Annotated in this window: 15 protein-coding genes, 1 tRNA gene and 3 pseudogenes; 3 read left to right on the forward strand and 16 right to left on the reverse strand. The window is 60.9% G+C overall.

The window, feature by feature from the left end:
- Positions 1 to 221: 221 nt before the first annotated feature.
- Positions 222 to 2,066: an acyltransferase family protein gene (locus SFY93_RS27280; protein WP_320445289.1), complete on the reverse strand. Its 1,845-nt coding sequence runs from the start codon at positions 2,064 to 2,066 to the stop codon at positions 222 to 224.
- 482 nt (positions 2,067 to 2,548) lie between these two features.
- Here SFY93_RS27280 and SFY93_RS27285 point away from each other — a divergent pair.
- Positions 2,549 to 2,754: pseudogene (locus SFY93_RS27285) on the forward strand (IS3 family transposase); the annotation flags it as partial.
- A 334-nt stretch (positions 2,755 to 3,088) separates the two neighbouring features.
- Here the strand turns inward: SFY93_RS27285 and SFY93_RS27290 are convergent.
- The 3 genes from SFY93_RS27290 to SFY93_RS27300 form a co-directional block, all read right to left on the reverse strand.
- Entirely contained in the window at positions 3,089 to 3,697 is a 609-nt protein-coding gene (locus SFY93_RS27290) for a TetR/AcrR family transcriptional regulator (RefSeq protein WP_320445290.1), read from the reverse strand.
- A gap of 32 nt (positions 3,698 to 3,729) precedes the next feature.
- On the reverse strand, positions 3,730 to 4,215 hold the full coding sequence (locus SFY93_RS27295) for a DUF302 domain-containing protein (protein WP_320445291.1): 486 nt from the start codon (positions 4,213 to 4,215) through the stop codon (positions 3,730 to 3,732).
- 63 nt (positions 4,216 to 4,278) lie between these two features.
- Positions 4,279 to 5,739, reverse strand: coding sequence for an amidase family protein (locus SFY93_RS27300; protein ID WP_320445292.1), 1,461 nt, complete (start codon positions 5,737 to 5,739; stop codon positions 4,279 to 4,281).
- Between the two features lie 265 nt (positions 5,740 to 6,004).
- Here SFY93_RS27300 and SFY93_RS27305 point away from each other — a divergent pair.
- Positions 6,005 to 6,112: pseudogene (locus SFY93_RS27305) on the forward strand (integrase core domain-containing protein); the annotation flags it as partial.
- Between the two features lie 280 nt (positions 6,113 to 6,392).
- On the opposite strand, the gene SFY93_RS27310 reads toward SFY93_RS27305, so the two are convergent.
- From SFY93_RS27310 to SFY93_RS27365, 12 genes and pseudogenes are all read right to left on the reverse strand, one after another.
- On the reverse strand, positions 6,393 to 6,737 hold the full coding sequence (locus SFY93_RS27310; protein WP_320445293.1) for a hypothetical protein: 345 nt from the start codon (positions 6,735 to 6,737) through the stop codon (positions 6,393 to 6,395).
- A 23-nt stretch (positions 6,738 to 6,760) separates the two neighbouring features.
- Positions 6,761 to 6,922: pseudogene (locus SFY93_RS27315) on the reverse strand (Arm DNA-binding domain-containing protein); the annotation flags it as partial.
- A 177-nt stretch (positions 6,923 to 7,099) separates the two neighbouring features.
- Positions 7,100 to 7,175, reverse strand: a tRNA-Phe gene (locus tag SFY93_RS27320).
- Between the two features lie 158 nt (positions 7,176 to 7,333).
- Positions 7,334 to 7,498: a DNA gyrase inhibitor YacG gene (gene yacG / locus SFY93_RS27325; RefSeq protein WP_414716994.1), complete on the reverse strand. Its 165-nt coding sequence runs from the start codon at positions 7,496 to 7,498 to the stop codon at positions 7,334 to 7,336.
- 1 nt (position 7,499) lies between these two features.
- On the reverse strand, positions 7,500 to 8,123 hold the full coding sequence (locus tag SFY93_RS27330; RefSeq protein WP_068734776.1) for a Maf-like protein: 624 nt from the start codon (positions 8,121 to 8,123) through the stop codon (positions 7,500 to 7,502).
- 74 nt (positions 8,124 to 8,197) lie between these two features.
- Positions 8,198 to 8,665 carry an arsenate-mycothiol transferase ArsC gene (locus SFY93_RS27335; RefSeq protein ID WP_068734774.1) on the reverse strand — a complete coding sequence of 156 codons (468 nt, stop codon included), beginning with the start codon at positions 8,663 to 8,665 and terminating at the stop codon, positions 8,198 to 8,200.
- Between the two features lie 6 nt (positions 8,666 to 8,671).
- Positions 8,672 to 9,169 (reverse strand): UPF0262 family protein, encoded by a 498-nt coding sequence (locus SFY93_RS27340; RefSeq protein ID WP_089266102.1) that lies wholly within the window; start codon positions 9,167 to 9,169, stop codon positions 8,672 to 8,674.
- Positions 9,166 to 10,461 carry a histidinol dehydrogenase gene (gene hisD / locus SFY93_RS27345; protein ID WP_320445294.1) on the reverse strand — a complete coding sequence of 432 codons (1,296 nt, stop codon included), beginning with the start codon at positions 10,459 to 10,461 and terminating at the stop codon, positions 9,166 to 9,168. The genes SFY93_RS27340 and hisD overlap by 4 nt, the downstream gene beginning before the upstream one ends.
- A 103-nt stretch (positions 10,462 to 10,564) precedes the next feature.
- Complete coding sequence (locus SFY93_RS27350) at positions 10,565 to 11,011, reverse strand: DUF2948 family protein (RefSeq protein ID WP_315843657.1); 447 nt, start codon at positions 11,009 to 11,011, stop codon at positions 10,565 to 10,567.
- A gap of 19 nt (positions 11,012 to 11,030) precedes the next feature.
- Complete coding sequence (gene murA, locus SFY93_RS27355; protein WP_093756957.1) at positions 11,031 to 12,320, reverse strand: UDP-N-acetylglucosamine 1-carboxyvinyltransferase; 1,290 nt, start codon at positions 12,318 to 12,320, stop codon at positions 11,031 to 11,033.
- Between the two features lie 126 nt (positions 12,321 to 12,446).
- Positions 12,447 to 13,112 (reverse strand): Rossmann-fold NAD(P)-binding domain-containing protein, encoded by a 666-nt coding sequence (locus tag SFY93_RS27360; protein ID WP_320445295.1) that lies wholly within the window; start codon positions 13,110 to 13,112, stop codon positions 12,447 to 12,449.
- Between the two features lie 42 nt (positions 13,113 to 13,154).
- Positions 13,155 to 14,090 carry an SDR family oxidoreductase gene (locus tag SFY93_RS27365; protein ID WP_320445296.1) on the reverse strand — a complete coding sequence of 312 codons (936 nt, stop codon included), beginning with the start codon at positions 14,088 to 14,090 and terminating at the stop codon, positions 13,155 to 13,157.
- Between SFY93_RS27365 and SFY93_RS27370 the strand changes: the two genes are divergently transcribed.
- Positions 14,067 to 14,861, forward strand: coding sequence for a TetR/AcrR family transcriptional regulator (locus tag SFY93_RS27370; protein WP_320445297.1), 795 nt, complete (start codon positions 14,067 to 14,069; stop codon positions 14,859 to 14,861). The genes SFY93_RS27365 and SFY93_RS27370 overlap by 24 nt on opposite strands.

The raw sequence follows: 14,861 nt of genomic DNA on the forward strand, positions 1-14,861 counted from the left end.
GAATGACTTGGACGCAGTGACCGCTACTCAATATTGGCGGTCCTCGTATTGCTGATCTGACTCGGCCTCTTGTTGTACTCCCACGAACCGTTCGATGATCGCCGCCGCCAAGTCTGGCCGAAGTGTGACGTTTTTCCTCCATCAATCGTCGGGCGACGAAGGAAGGGAGACTGGCATCGCTGCCAGCTGCGTGTTTGATCAATCTCGGTCGGCATGGTGCCTCACTTCAGGTCCGATCGTTCAAGTGAAGTATGCGTTTCGGTTCGGATTAGGTCAGCCACAAAATTGGCTCCAGCTTTTGTCAGGTGGCCATAATCCCATGAGATCAATTCGCCTCTCGGCGAGCTTCCGTGTGTGATGCATCCCGCCTCGTTGCACATGGCGTTGTATATTGAAATGAACTGAGCACCGGAGCTCCTCGCTACGGCGGCGAGATCGCTGTCCAATTTCTTATAGTCCACGTTGCTTGGTCGGATGCGATCCAGAATTCTGCCCGAGGATTTCCAGTTCTCATAAACCCGTGTGGGCAAGTCGGGTGACCAATGCGGCGCGGGACCGAGGATCACGATTTGCTTCACTGATTTTCGCAGTTCGACCACAGCGCGCGCGAGACTGCTCATCTGGGAGCGTTTCAATTCTTCGCTGTTTACCAAATATGCCCAGAAGGCGAATATAATCAGCTTATTCGGCTTTAGCTCAGCGATCCTGTTAACAATATCGTTGTTGCTCCTTTCGCATACCGTCGAGTTTGTACCGAATGAGGGTAGGCATGCGTCTCGTGTAAATTGAGCGACCTGTCCGTCGCGATCTTCGGAAAAGCCGGTGTAAAGGCGACCAGCGTGCGAATCGCCCCAGATCAATGTTTGCCCAGCACTGCACTCACTGCCGAACTCGCTTGTCGCAGTGTTCGCAATCCAGCACGTCTGCGCGCGAGCGCCTGCGGCTGGGTCATATCGCATTGTATCGATTACCGATCGAATCTCCGCAGGGTAGCGCTGTGGGAGGCCGCTGCTGAACCATACCGCGGCGCTCATCAAAAGGACGAGAGCGGCCATCGACGATGCGATAGCAGGCGCCCGCTGGCTGAGACGTCCGAAGCGAATTGGGGTTTCTATTAGTGCAGCAGTTAGCCAAGCCAGAACAAAACTGGCGATGACGATGGATCCCATGATCCACGCAGATGTAAGACCTGAAATCGTCGCAAAGGTTATCAGGGGCCAGTGCCACAGGTAAGCGGGGTAGCTGATCTTTCCGATCTCTACGAGTAACCGGCGCTCCAAGAAACTCGCGCCGTAAGCGAGGATCAGGGCGGATCCGACGACAGGGGCTGCAGCACGCCAGCCGGGGAATTCGCTAGATTTGGTGAGAAGGGCGGCGCTGCATAAGATGAGTACAAGGCCGAAAAAAGAAACGATGTTCCCACGCTTAGGACTCCGGATTGCGACCGCGATAAGTCCGCCGGTTCCGAGTTCCCAAAGGCGAGCGAGCGGGTTGTAATATGCCGTCGCTTGGTTGAGATGTGTGTCAATGATGCAGTAGATGAATGACGCAACTATGATCACAGTTAGAAACGGGATCGCTCTCTTTTGGGTTCTCGCAAAGAGGATCAGTAGGAGCGGCCAGAGAAGGTAGAATTGCTCTTCAATCCCTAACGACCATAGGTGGAGAAGGGGTTTCGTTTCGGCCGCGGCATCGAAGTACCCGACTTCCGTCCACGCCAAGAAATTCGGGAAGAACAATGATCCGGCGATGCCTTGGAGGCCCAGATTCTCATATCTGATTGGCAGCAGGATGAAGCCGCCAAGGATAACTGTTGCTCCGATTACTATTGAGAGCGCTGGCAAAAGCCTCCTAGCTCTCGCCTGGTAGAACTTCCCGAAACTGAAGGTGCCTTCCGTCATTTGAGGGAAGTATTTTCGGGTGATCACGTACCCACTGATGACGAAGAACACGTCAACGCCCACGTACCCGCCGGTCAAGGCGGCCGGAAATGCGTGGAAGATAACAACAAGAATGACCGCTACAGCGCGAAGCCCGTCAATGTCTTCCCGATAAGGCAGGTGCACCCCGTAGATCCCCAAGCTTCCACGCTCAATGCGAGTATTAATAGGGCCACAACCTGACGTAAAGCCATTGGCAGGGGGAAGGGTCATTCGCCGCGGCGATCGATGGCTAGGACCGGCTCTCCTCTCGCTCACGGGGGAAGGTTGGGGCGGGCTGAAAGCCCAAGATGGTTCGATCCGGCGCGCTTGACTGCGGACCACGAGCCAAGTTCTTTCCCCGAGCGAGCGCCTTTTTCCTTCCGGAAGGCGCGCTGCGTCAGCAGCGGACTTCCCCGTGCCGGTGATGATCTTTCCCGTCGCGTCGCTCGCGCTGAATCGGGCTGGCGCGGCGGGTGCATCGGCGCAAAGGGGCTGGGGGGCAGCGGAGCGAGCCTCGATCCCCTTGAAGCCCTATATGCGATGCATTGGAAGTGTCCCGCTCGGGCTTCCATGCTGGGCTGAACCGATCGCCCTGCGCGAAATCCTGTATCGACGATGCTATGGCAACGGGTGAAGGCTGGCTTTGCGTGGCGGCGGTCATCGATCTGTTCTCGCGCCGGGTAGTTGGCTGGTCGGTGAGCGCGAGCATGATACCGCAACTGGTTGCGGACGTCCGACTGATGGCGGTGTGGCGGCGAGCAATGCGTCGATGGAGAGCTTCTTCTCATCGCTCAAGACCAAACGCACTGCTTCAAAGGCTTATCGCAGGAGAACGTTCGAGTTGACCAATTCAACACAAACCATGAGCAGTCCTCTTGCTCAGTGCTGACATTCTAGCTTTGCTGCAACACGCGACATTCGTCGATCGAATGTTATGGAATTTGCGAAGTGGCCAGGCAGTGGCGCTTAAGAGAATGGCTTCTATCCGTAACACTCAAACACATCGATGTAGCCTGTCTTTGGCAATTGGGTCGTCCGAAGCTCGAGGGATCTTGCGCATATGAGCGGGGATAGAATGTCCGGCATAGTCGCCCTGCTCCCAAGTTTAGGAAGAAGGACCTGAATGCAATTGGCCGTAAGATGAACTCGGTGACTCCAAGCGATGTCTAGTAGCCGTTTCCGTCCCTACTAATCGAGGAAGATATAGTTCCTGCCAAGCGCAGCGCGGCCTCCACGCCGCCCTCCAAGATCTGCTCCGCTTGGAGAGTGTCGGGCACGGCCCGCGCGAGCTGGAGAGTGCCTACCATGAGGCCGAAGATGGCGGTCGCGCGGCGGCGGCTCGCTGCAGATCCGGCGTCAGGAAGCAATGCGGCGAGAGTGGACACGTAGCGTTGCAGCGCTTTCTCGTAGTCTTGCCGAGTGGATAGCGGCTGGCGGGCGATTTCTGGGAGCAACGCCGCCGAAGGGCAACCGGCCGCCTTGTCGTCGAGGTGAGCGCGGTTGAGGTATCTCCGGATCGCTCCCTCAAGGTCTAGCCCTTTCCGCTGATCTTCGTCGAGGCGGAGTTGCTGGTCGCCGAGCGCGCTCGCTATCGCCTCGCGAACGAGCGCTTCCTTGGACTCGAAATGCGGAGAGAATGCCCCTTTGGTCAAGCCGGCCTCGCCCATGATCCCGGCGATCCCGGCGGCGGAAATGCCGTCTCGGCGCACGCACTTCGACGCGACATCGACGATGTGCCGTCGCGTCGCTGCCTTATGACCTTTCTCGAAACGCATCTTCTTTCGACCCTTCTAATAGTCCGCAGCCTTTACGCTGCAGCCGCTTCCAACAAGGCTTGGAGATCGCGATCAAGCTGCTGGGCCACGGCATTGACCTCATCGTTGCCAAACTGGCCAAAAATCGATGCTGGTCGATCATACTCAAACCCAACACCGCCGTCCTCGCGCAGCAGAACGCGGATCGGCGCATAGAGCCCAGCCGACAACCGGTGGCGGGTCATCTTGGATGCGGTGAGCGGATTTCCGATATCGTACTGGATTGAGCGGCTCGTCTGCCCAGCAATCGCCAGCAGCGCCCCGTGGTCACGCTGGCCGAAAATGGTGAGTGGCGGACTTGCCTCCAACTCTCGAAGCGCGCGCGAGCTTTCACCGTATCGTAGGAGAGTGAAGATTCCGTCGTCGATGCGGGGGGCCAAGGTCGCCAGCTTGGCTTGAACCTCCTCGAACGGCTTTTTTGAGCTAATGGTCACGTGTTCGACCGTAATGGCTCGCGTGGAGTACAGTGCATTGGTCATCCGTTGATCCTTTATCGGTTGTCGTGTTTGTGGCCCCTTCGCCATGCGAAGGGGACCACAGCGTTAGATCGCTCTCGACGTGGCGCCCAAGACGCCCTCGATCCGGCACGCAACGTCCAAAAGCGCCCGGTCGCTTCCTAACGGGGCGTCCAGCTCGAGGCCGATCGGAAGGCCCACGTGAGACAGACCCGCAGGAAGGCTGATACCCGGCAGTCCCACGCTGCTCGCCGACACGGTGTGGTTCGCCAAAGCGAGGTAGCTGACTTCCTGCCCCGCGATATGGACGGTGGCCTGCTCCTCGATCAAAGGCGCAGTGCAGGGCGTAGTCGGCTGCAGAATGGCCAGCGCTCCATGAGAGACAAACGCGGTGTTCAAGCGGCGCTGGATTTCCGGCCGGCCCACGCTGAGTGCCGTCTGATAGGCCTCTGCCGAGGTGGCACCCGCGCCGCCCGGTAGGACGATGTGCCCCCACGCCTGCCGAAGCTGGGGCTTGAGACTCTCGTAGATCGCTTCGAACGTGGTCGGAATGTCGTGGCGCCGAAGGAATTCCGAAATTGCGCCCATCGTCTCGTGAGCGAATATGCCCCACGTCGCGGTTTGGATGAGGGCATTGAAATCCTCGCCAAGGTCGACCTCAACGACTTCGGCACCGGCAGCTCGTAGCTGCCGAACCACCTCGCGGAAGCGGGTCTCGACTTCCGAGTCCACCAGATCCAGAAACTGCCGAGGCGCGAAGGCCAGTCGAGTTCCTTTCAGGCCGTGCCCACTGTTGGAGAACTCCGGAGCCTGTTCACCAGTCACGGCCTGATCCACCAACATGCAGTCCTCGACGCTCCTGGCAAATGTGCCCGTCGTGTCTAGCGTATGGGAAATCGGCGCAACGCCGTTGCGCGGCCAACGCCCGGTGGTTGGCTTGAATCCCACCACGCCACAAAACGATGCTGGCACCCGGATCGAGCCTACCGTATCCCCACCCAAGGAAGCCGGTACGATCCCGGCGGAGACGGATGCGGCAGAGCCGCTTGAGGAGCCGCCTGTTACGCGATCGCGGGCGTGCGGGTTCTTAACTTGGCCGTAGCGCTCATTGTGGCCGGTCAGCCCATAGGACATCTCCACCAGATTGTTCTTGCCGAAGACGAGAGCGCCCGCGTCCTTGATTGCACGGACCGCGTCGGCATCTTCCTGCGGAATGAAGTGAGCCAGGTTACCGAGACCCAAGCTGGTAGGCAGCCCTTTCGTCAAATAGCTGTCCTTCACCCCCAGAGGCACGCCCAGTAATAACGCCGTCGATCCGGCCGCACGCGCTTTGTCCGCATCCCTTGCGGCCGACAGTACGGCAGCCTCGTCGATGGTAATGAAGGCATTGAGCTCGGCAAGCGCGCGGGCGCGCCGCAGAAGCGTCGAAGTGTAGGCTTCCGACGTGATATCGCCGTTACGGATCGCCGCTGCTGCGGCTGCTACCCCGAGCGAGGATAGATCCACGGTCTCTTGCGGAATGCGTGAAGGGGCGGGGGTGACGTTCATATATCCTCGCAAAGCGCTGTTTGCGGCATGCTATCGCCCTAAAGAAGGCCTCATGCCATTACGGTTATAATATTAAATTACGATCGTAATTCAATTGGCGGGTGGATCTGCCGGGACACATAAACGTGAGATGACGGATTCAAGTGGCCTAATGGATGCTCGGCAAAAGCTGCTCTGCGAAGAAATGCGCACTTCTGCATTGCTGGCTTTAACCCGGGTCCTATGCTGATCCCTCCTTGACCGAACGCAATCAACGACAACAGCCCTCGAATTTTTCAACGGCAAGTTCAGAAGCGAATGCTTGAACACGCACTGGTTCCTGAGCCTCGACAACGCACAGCAGAAAATGGAGGGTTGGCGGAGAGACTTGAATGGCTCATCGGCGCCTCCGCCGATATGAGCCCTAACCCCGGAAAATTCCGGCACGCGCTGGCCTAGTTTTGGGGAGCACTTCAAACATCGGGTCGGCAGGATGGACTTTGCAGGACTAATCTTGCCGGTGCCATTGTGCCTCGACGCCGTCAGCTGTCGCATACATGTTCACATCCGCGGCGGCGTTAGCCAACGGAACGGGCACAGATTAGCGATTTACGCCAGCAGTTCATCAAGTACAGTTCCAAAATAAGCCGGATATGGCGCTATTAGGCTTCGCGTCAGTTCACCGTTAGCCCGGACCCAAGCCGGGAATCAGCAAAATTCGTCACCTGCGTAAACGTTGTCGCAAGATCTTTCGCGATTTCGCGGTCGCCAAATCCGACTTCGTACATGCCGAGCGCCTGCCCTGTCGCAAGGCCTGCCTTCATTTGGCGTTGAAGGAACTTAAAAGCGTCAACGATTGTATCGTGCATACCTTCTGCCAAGTCAGCAAGTGTAGCGACGATCATTGCGCCTTCGTACGCGAATCCGCCCTCGTAGAGCGCAACCGCGTCCTCGATTTTCGGTTTCCGCTTGTTTCCGCTGATGCGGATTTCTGCATCTGTCATGCGGCCAAGGATCACGGCGAACGTTTCCCCGGCTAGGCGCCCAGCGCGATCAACTTCTGCTTTCCGTCGAACCGATACGCCTGCCGCCAAAGCCGCGACCCGTTCTTTTCAACAAGCAAATGCAGCCCACCTCCGTCACTGATTTTGTAGGGCTTCGTGGCGGATTTGGCGGCACGGCAGGCGGCATCCGAAAGCGGCATCGATTTGGTCCCCGCGGTCAATCTACCAACACCCGATCGACGGAATACCAACAGCGATACCAACAAAAACACCGGCTGCCGGCGGACGCTCGCGAATGTCCGCGAACTAGAAAGCGCTTGAATTCAAGCACTTTTAGCACATCAGCGGACAGAGGAGGAAGCTGGGGGACAAACAAATGGTGCCCAGGGGCGGGATCGAACCACCGACACTGCGATTTTCAGTCGCATGCTCTACCAACTGAGCTACCTGGGCGCCGCCCCGGATCAGGTCCAGGGAGCGCCGGTTTATAGTCAGGCAAATCGGCCCTGTCCACCCGCCCGATGGCATTTCTGTGAACGAAGATTTTCCCGTCAAAACAATGGGAAATGACCGCTTCGGACCGGCTTGGACAGCGCGAATGCCCGTCAAGCCTATTCGGCGTCCTCGTCATCCGTTGGTTTGCCGGGAATCGCATAGGAACCCGACAGCCAGCGATTGAGATCGACGTCGCGGCAACGCTCGGAGCAGAACGGCTTGGAGGCCTCCACCACGGGCTTGCCGCAGATCGGGCACGGTTTTTCGCCGGATTTGGACACCTTAGCTTGCATTCAACCAACCGAAACGGATCGGGAAACCTTCGCCGCCCAGCAGAGAGACGGTCTCATAGAGCGGCAGGCCGACGATATTGGTGTAGGAGCCGACCATCTTGACCACGAAGGAGCCGGCAATGCCCTGCACGGCATAACCACCGGCTTTGCCGCGCCACTCGCCGGAGCCGATATAGGTCGAGATGTCTTCTTCATTGAGGCGCTTGAAGCGCACCTTGGTCTCGATCAGCCGCTGCCGAAAGCTTTCCTTGGGGGTGACGATGCAGACCGCCGTATAGACACGGTGGTTGCGGCCCGACAGCAGCCGCAGACACTGCGAGGCTTCATCGACCAATTCCGCCTTGGGCAGGATACGGCGGCCGACGGCCACCACGGTATCGGCAGCAAGAATGAACGCGCCGCGGAGTTCGTCGTCGAGCTGGACCGACTTCAGCGCCGCTTCCGCCTTGGCGCGCGCCAGCCGATTGGCGCAGGCGCGCGGCAGCTCGCCCCGCTTCGGGGTCTCGTCGACATCGGCGGGACGCAGCGCATCGGGCTCAATGCCGGCCTGGTTGAGCAGGCTGAGGCGGCGGGGCGAACCGGAGGCGAGAACGAATTTGGGACGGCCGAGCATGCGGGGCGATGATCCTGGAAATGCGGCCGGAACCTATCGGAAGGGCTCTGCTTCGACAACCGCGGTGCGGTTATTTAACCGCTCGCCGCGCCGCCTTTGGCGAAACGCTTGCGGATTCGCAGCAGCAGTCCATCGCAGACCTCGCGATAGGCCGCCAGTTTCTGGTCGCGGTTACCTTCGGTTCCCGTGGGATCCACCGTCGGCCAGTATTCGACCTCGGCGGCATCGGTGCGCGTCAGGTCCAGCGCCTTGTGATGCGCCTCCGGCGACAGCGTGATGATGAGATCGAAATTGAGCCCTTCCCAGTCCTCGAGTTCCTCGAAGGTCATGGGCTTGTGTCTGGAGATGTCCTGGCCGAGTTCGGCCATCACGGCCACTGCGAAGGGATCGAGCTCGCCCTTCTTCACCCCGGCAGATTTCACATACAGCGCCTGCGGAAACATCTGCTGCAACAGGCTGGCGGCCATCGGCGAGCGCACGCTATTCTGGCCGCAGGCAAACAACACCGCCTGCGGCGTACGCGCGCGTGGCGGCGCGGCCATCAGCGACTAGCCTTTCCAATGAAGGACAGAGATCAACGTAAAAAGCCGCCGCGACGTTTCGAAATCGACGCGCACCTTGCCGGCCAATCGTTCCTGCAGCGTCCGCGAGCCTTCGTCATGGATGCCGCGGCGGCCCATGTCGATGGCCTCGATCTTGTCGGGCGTAGCGGTGCGAATCGCCTGATAGTAGCTGTCGCAGATCATGAAGTAGTCCTTCACAATGCGGCGGAACGGCCCCAGCGACAGAAGGTGCGCGACGACTGGCGTGCCGTCCTCGCGGCGGATATCGAACATCAGCCGGCTGCCGGTGATGCCGATATGCAGCGTAAACGGGCCGACGTGTGCGCCTTCCGGCGCGAACAGATTCTGCTCGATCAGGTCGTAGATCGCGATCGCGCGCTCATGCTCGATATCCGGCCCGGAACGGCCGATCGATTCCTCATCGAGCGTCACCGCGACGATGCGGTTGTTGCTGTCATCCTCTGGTGGAGGGGCATTACTCATCGCAAATTGAGGCGCAATCCGACTGAACGTGCGTGAGCATCGAGGCCTTCGGCCTTGCCCAGCGTCATCGCAGCCGGTCCCAGCGCCCGCAGCTGATCCGGCCCGCACTTCAGGATCGATGTTCGCTTCATGAAGTCAAGTACGCCGAGACCCGACGAGAACCGCGCCGAGCGTGCGGTCGGCAGCACGTGGTTCGAGCCGCCGACATAATCGCCGATCGCTTCCGGCGTATGGCCGCCGAGGAAGATGGCGCCGGCATTGCGAATCTTGAGCGAGAACGCCTCAGGATCGGCCGTCATGATTTCGAGATGCTCGGCGGCGATGGCGTTGGCGAGCGGCACGGCGTCATCGAGCTTATCGACCAGAATGACCGCGCCGAAACTCTCCCACGACGCACGCGCGATCTCGGCGCGCGGCAGTGTGGTGAGCTGGGCCTCGACGGCAAGGATAACATCGTCCGCAAGGCGCTCGCTGTCGGTGATCAGGATCGACTGCGCATTGGCGTCGTGCTCCGCCTGCGCCAGCAGATCGGCGGCAATCCAGTCGGCATTGGCGGTGTCGTCGGCGACAACAAGCACTTCCGACGGACCTGCGATCATGTCGATGCCGACCTTGCCGAACACTTGGCGCTTGGCAGCGGCCACATAGGCATTGCCGGGACCGACGATCTTGGCCACCGGCGCGATGGTCGCGGTGCCATAGGCCAAAGCGGCCACGGCCTGCGCGCCACCGACGCGATAGATCTCGGACACGCCGCCGAGCTTCGCCGCGGCCAGCACCAGTGGGTTGAGCTTGCCGTCCGGCGACGGCACCACCATCACCACGCGCTCGACGCCTGCGACCCAGGCCGGCACGGCATTCATCAGCACCGACGATGGATAGGCCGCAGTCCCGCCGGGCACATAGAGACCGACAGCCTCGATGGCACTCCAGCGCCAGCCGAGCTCGACGCCCAGCGCATCGGTGAAGCGATCGTCCTTGGGGAGCTGGCGCTTGTGAAACAGCTCGATGCGGTCGCGGGCGAATGTCAGGGCCTCGACGGTCTCGGCGTCGCAGGCGGCCACGGCGGCATCGATCTCGGCAGGGGTCACGCGCAGAGCCGAGGCCTTGAGGTCGAGTCGGTCGAACTTGCGGGTGGCCTCCAGCAGCGCTGCGTCGCCGCGAGCGGCGACGTCATCGACAATGGCGCGCGTGGCAGCCTCGATATCGGCCGCGACTTCACGCTTCATGGTCAGGAAGGCATTGAAGCGCTGGGTGAAATCGGCGCTGGCGGTATCGATACGAATTGGCATTCTGGTGTTCCGGCGGGGCCTTGCCGGCCAAGGCCCCCTGCTCAATGGCGCGGCGGCAAAGGGCCGTCAACCCTGTGCTGCCATGGAAAGGATGAATAGCGGATCAGGCGTCCAGACCGGAGGCCTCGGTGCCGGCATCGCTGGTCAGATCGTCCGGGCCGAGATCGGCCAGTTCGACCTCGAGACACTCGACGTCCAGCCGGAGTGCGCCCCCACCGGCGAAGATCAGGACGACGCTACCGCCAGGAGGCTCGGCGGCATGGAATTCGATGCCGAACAGTTCCAGCGCGATGTCGGGCGTTTCGAGATCGATATCGCGGGACTTGCAGGCCAGCACGCGGTCGAACCGCAGCGCCGAGACTAGCCGGCGCGGCGTGACTTCCCCTGAAATCGTCTGATCCCAGTCGAGCCGGCTCATGCCGACCACGAGCCGCTTCTCGCCCTGCCGCCAGATAATGTCGCCGACATTGACAGCCGCATCCTGAACATGCGCGGAAATCACCGCGAGGTCGTCGGCATCCAGTGCAATCAGCTTGCGTTGACCCGTCACGACGACCTCATGTGAGAACCTATCCGCTGATGCGCTCGATGGTGGCGCCGCAGGCGGACAGCTTTTCCTCGAGCCGTTCGAAGCCGCGGTCGAGATGATAGATGCGGTTGACCATGGTCTCGCCTTCCGCGACGAGGCCGGCGATCACCAAAGAGACCGAGGCGCGTAAATCGGTCGCCATCACGGGCGCGCCGCGCAGCTTGGCCGTACCGTCGATGGTCGCGGTCTCGCCGTCGAGATGAATTCGCGCGCCGAAGCGTGCCAGCTCCTGCACATGCATGAAGCGGTTTTCGAAGATCGTTTCGGTGATATGCGAGGAGCCCGTGGCTGTCGTCATCAGCGCCATGAGTTGCGCCTGCAGATCGGTCGGAAAGCCGGGGAATGGCGCCGTCGACACGTTCACCGGCTTGATGCCCGCGCCGTTGCGCGAGATGCGGATGCCGTCGTTGTTCGGCGTCACCGTCGCGCCGGCCTCGACCAGTACGTCGAGCGCCGACTGTAGCAATTCAGGCCGTGCGCCTGAAAGTTGCACATCGCCGCCGGTCATGGCCACGGCCATGGCATAGGTACCAGTCTCGATGCGATCCGGCAGCACGGTGTGGCGCGTGCCATTCAGCTTGGCCACGCCCTCGATCGTGATCGTCGTCGTGCCAGCGCCGGAGATGCGCGCGCCCATCTTGTTCAGGCAGTCGGCGACGTCGACGATTTCCGGCTCGCACGCCGCGTTGTTGATAATGGTCGTGCCCTTGGCCAGCGTCGCGGCCATCAGCGCGACATGGGTGCCGGACACGGTGACCTTGGCGAAGTCGATCTCGGCGCCTTTCAGGCCGCCGGGGGCTTTGGCGATCACGTAGCCGCCGTCGATAGTCAGCTCGGCGCCGAGCTTCTCCAGCGCCATGATCAGCAGATCCACTGGACGGGTGCCGATTGCGCAGCCACCGGGCAGCGACACCTTGGCTTCATGCATGCGCGCCAGCAGCGGCGCGATCACCCAGAAGGAGGCGCGCATCTTCGACACCAGCTCGTAGGGCGCTGTCGTATCGATGATATTGGCGGCGGAGATATGTAGGGTCTGGCCCTGATATTCATGGTCGCCCGGGCGCTTGCCGGCCGACATGATGTCCACGCCGTGATTGCCGAGAATGCGCTGCAACTGCGCGACGTCGGCCAGACGCGGCACGTTGTCGAGAATCAGCGTCTCGTCAGTCAGCAGACCGGCGATCATCAATGGCAGCGCCGCGTTTTTGGCGCCCGAAATCGGGATCGTGCCATTGAGTTTGCTGCCGCCGACGATGCGAATGCGATCCATACCGATTCCCGCTGATTGCTGTGCCCCGACTATAGGGCGGATGGCCTCTTTAAAGCAAAAGCGTCGAAATTTGCGGTTTTTCGATGAGGCCGGCAGCAAATCTGGAAAAGGGCCGAATCGGCCCGTTTACGCTCCGACCTGATTGATATCCGGGGTTTCCAGGATTGGCTTGGAATAACCGTTACGAACCACCCGGATCATGGCGCGGCCGACTTTCTCTGTCGTGGTGACGTATTTTGGCGCGATCCGGACCAGCAGCGCCCAGAGGGGCGCGGTCGCGGTATAGATCGCCTGCACCCAGACGGTCTTGGACCTCACACCATGCAGCGGCTGGATGCCACCGGGGCGAAACATATAGGCGGCCTTGAACGGCAGCTTGAGCAGGTCGTTCTCGGTCTTGCCCTTGACCCGCGCCCACATGACGCTGCCCTGCTCGGTGCTGTCGGTGCTCTGGCCGGTGACGTAAATAAAGGTCATCGCGGGATTGAGCCGCGCCAGCGTGTTCGCCACCGCGAGGGTGATGTCGTAGGTGATCCGACGATAGTCCGGCTCGCTCATGCCCAGCGACGAGACGCCAAGGCAGAACAGGCAGGCGCCATAGCCCGTCAAGTCGGGCGCGATGGCCGACAGATCGAAAAAATCCGTATGCGTGATCTCACGCAACTTGGCATCGCATTGCCCGGTAGGACTGCGGCCGACCACGAGCACGGCTTCGACATCGGGATCGAGCAGGCATTCGCGCAGCGCGCCTTGCCCGACCATGCCGGTCGCACCGAACAGAATGACTTTCATGAGACTTCCTTTGGATGACTGACAGTCGATCGCGCGACGCAATCAGGCGGCAATTGCGACCTGATCAAACGACATGCCGGTGAGCGCAGCTGAGACCTCCCACAGCCGCGCGCCGACGGCGGCATCCTGAGCTCGCGGCATGATCTTCGCGGGAGCCGGCGGCCCCTTCATTTCGTAGACGCCGTTCGGGCCGTAATAGCCAGCTGGCTTCGCATCGGGTGAGGTGGCTGCAAACAATGTCGGCAAGGCACCGGCGGCGGCTGAATGGCTCAGCGGACGCAGCAACCGGCTTCCGAGCCCCATCAAGCCACCGCTGCCGGGACCGTTCGGAATGAGATCGGTGAGCGCGAAACCGGGATGCGCGGCATTGCTCATCAGACCCCAGCCCGCGGCATCGCTGCGCCGCTGCAACTCGATCGCGAAGATCAGCATCGCGAGCTTCGACTGCTGATAGGCTTTCCACGGCTTGTAGAATGTCGCGCCCTGAAGATCGTCGAAATCGATGAGGCCCGAACGATGCGCAAGACTGCTGAGATTGACCACACGCGGCGCCTTGTTGCGGCGAAGCACCGGGAGCAGACGCGCCGTGAGCGCATAGTGGCCGAGATAATTGGTACCGAGCTGCATCTCGAAGCCGTCGGCGGTGGTCTGGCGCGTCGGCAGCGCCATCACGCCGGCATTATTAATCAGCAGATCAAGCGACGCGTACATCGCATCGAAACGGCGTGCGAAAGTAGCGACGGCGTCCAGACTGGCGAGATTGAGGTGCTCATAGCTGATGATCGCGTCGGGATGTCGCTCGCAGATGCGCTCGATCGCAGCGCTCCCCTTGGCGTCGCTACGGCCGGTCAGCACCACTTCGGCGCCGGCTCCCGCAAGCGCCATTGCCGTCTCGAAGCCGAGGCCGCCTGTCGCCCCGGTCACCACGGCCAGTTTGCCGGTCATGGGCGGAATATGGTCGATGCTCCAGTCCGTCATGCTTATATCTCCCCAGGATCGAGAATCGTTGCGGCGCGGCCGCCGGACATAAATGTGCACTCAGTGCAAACTTGCAATAAGTGCAGATCGAGGATTGTTGTGACCGCCAAGATGCCGGCTAAGCCGATGAAAACAGACGCGAAATCGGTTGCGGCACCTGCTGCGCCGCCGACCGGCCTGCGCGAAAGGAAGCGCCAGCAGACGCGAGAGCGGCTGACCAAGGTCGCGATGGAGCTGTTTCTCAAGCGCGGTTTCGAGGAAACGACGCTGGACGACATCGCTGCTGCCGCAGAGATCTCGCGCCGCAGCTTCTTCCATTATTTCGCGTCGAAGGAAGACCTCGTGCTGGCGTGGCAGGATGCCAGCACGGATTTCCTTGTGGCCGCGATCACCGCAAGGCCCGCGGACGAGCCGATGCTGCTGGCCGCGGAAAATGCTTTGCTCTCGATGGCACAGCAGCTCGAGAGCTCTGAGGCGATCGCCATCGCACGATTGAAGCACGGCAATCCCGCTCTGCGCGCGCGTGACCATGTGAAATACGAGAAGATGGAGCGCGCCATTGCCGCCGCGCTCGGCAACCGCGCCAAAGACAAACCCGGGCAATTGCAGGCGCGGCTGGTCGCCATGATCACGACGGGCGCGATGCGGATCGGCGGCGAGATCTGGCTGGCGCAGGACGCAGGCGAAAGACCCGAGGCGCTTGTGAAGCGCACCTTCGGCGAAATACGGGCGATCCTCCGGGAATCGCCCGCCCGAAAAGGCAAAGCCTAG

Source organism: Tardiphaga sp. 42S5, from assembly GCF_034044155.1.
GTDB classification, from domain to species: Bacteria; Pseudomonadota; Alphaproteobacteria; order Rhizobiales; family Xanthobacteraceae; genus Tardiphaga; species Tardiphaga robiniae.

What these genes read in the sequence shown, in the direction of transcription:
- SFY93_RS27290 (WP_320445290.1), bottom strand. Translation starts at nt 3,697, where the DNA reads ATGCGTTTCGAGAAAGGTCATAAGGCAGCGACGCGACGGCACATCGTC.
- SFY93_RS27295 (WP_320445291.1), bottom strand. Translation starts at nt 4,215, where the DNA reads ATGACCAATGCACTGTACTCCACGCGAGCCATTACGGTCGAACACGTG.
- SFY93_RS27300 (WP_320445292.1), bottom strand. Translation starts at nt 5,739, where the DNA reads ATGAACGTCACCCCCGCCCCTTCACGCATTCCGCAAGAGACCGTGGAT.
- SFY93_RS27330 (WP_068734776.1), bottom strand. Translation starts at nt 8,123, where the DNA reads ATGCTCGGCCGTCCCAAATTCGTTCTCGCCTCCGGTTCGCCCCGCCGC.
- SFY93_RS27335 (WP_068734774.1), bottom strand. Translation starts at nt 8,665, where the DNA reads ATGGCCGCGCCGCCACGCGCGCGTACGCCGCAGGCGGTGTTGTTTGCC.
- SFY93_RS27340 (WP_089266102.1), bottom strand. Translation starts at nt 9,169, where the DNA reads ATGAGTAATGCCCCTCCACCAGAGGATGACAGCAACAACCGCATCGTC.
- hisD (WP_320445294.1), bottom strand. Translation starts at nt 10,461, where the DNA reads ATGCCAATTCGTATCGATACCGCCAGCGCCGATTTCACCCAGCGCTTC.
- murA (WP_093756957.1), bottom strand. Translation starts at nt 12,320, where the DNA reads ATGGATCGCATTCGCATCGTCGGCGGCAGCAAACTCAATGGCACGATC.
- SFY93_RS27360 (WP_320445295.1), bottom strand. Translation starts at nt 13,112, where the DNA reads ATGAAAGTCATTCTGTTCGGTGCGACCGGCATGGTCGGGCAAGGCGCG.
- SFY93_RS27370 (WP_320445297.1), top strand. Translation starts at nt 14,067, where the DNA reads ATGGTCGATGCTCCAGTCCGTCATGCTTATATCTCCCCAGGATCGAGA.
- SFY93_RS27365 (WP_320445296.1), bottom strand. Translation starts at nt 14,090, where the DNA reads ATGACGGACTGGAGCATCGACCATATTCCGCCCATGACCGGCAAACTG.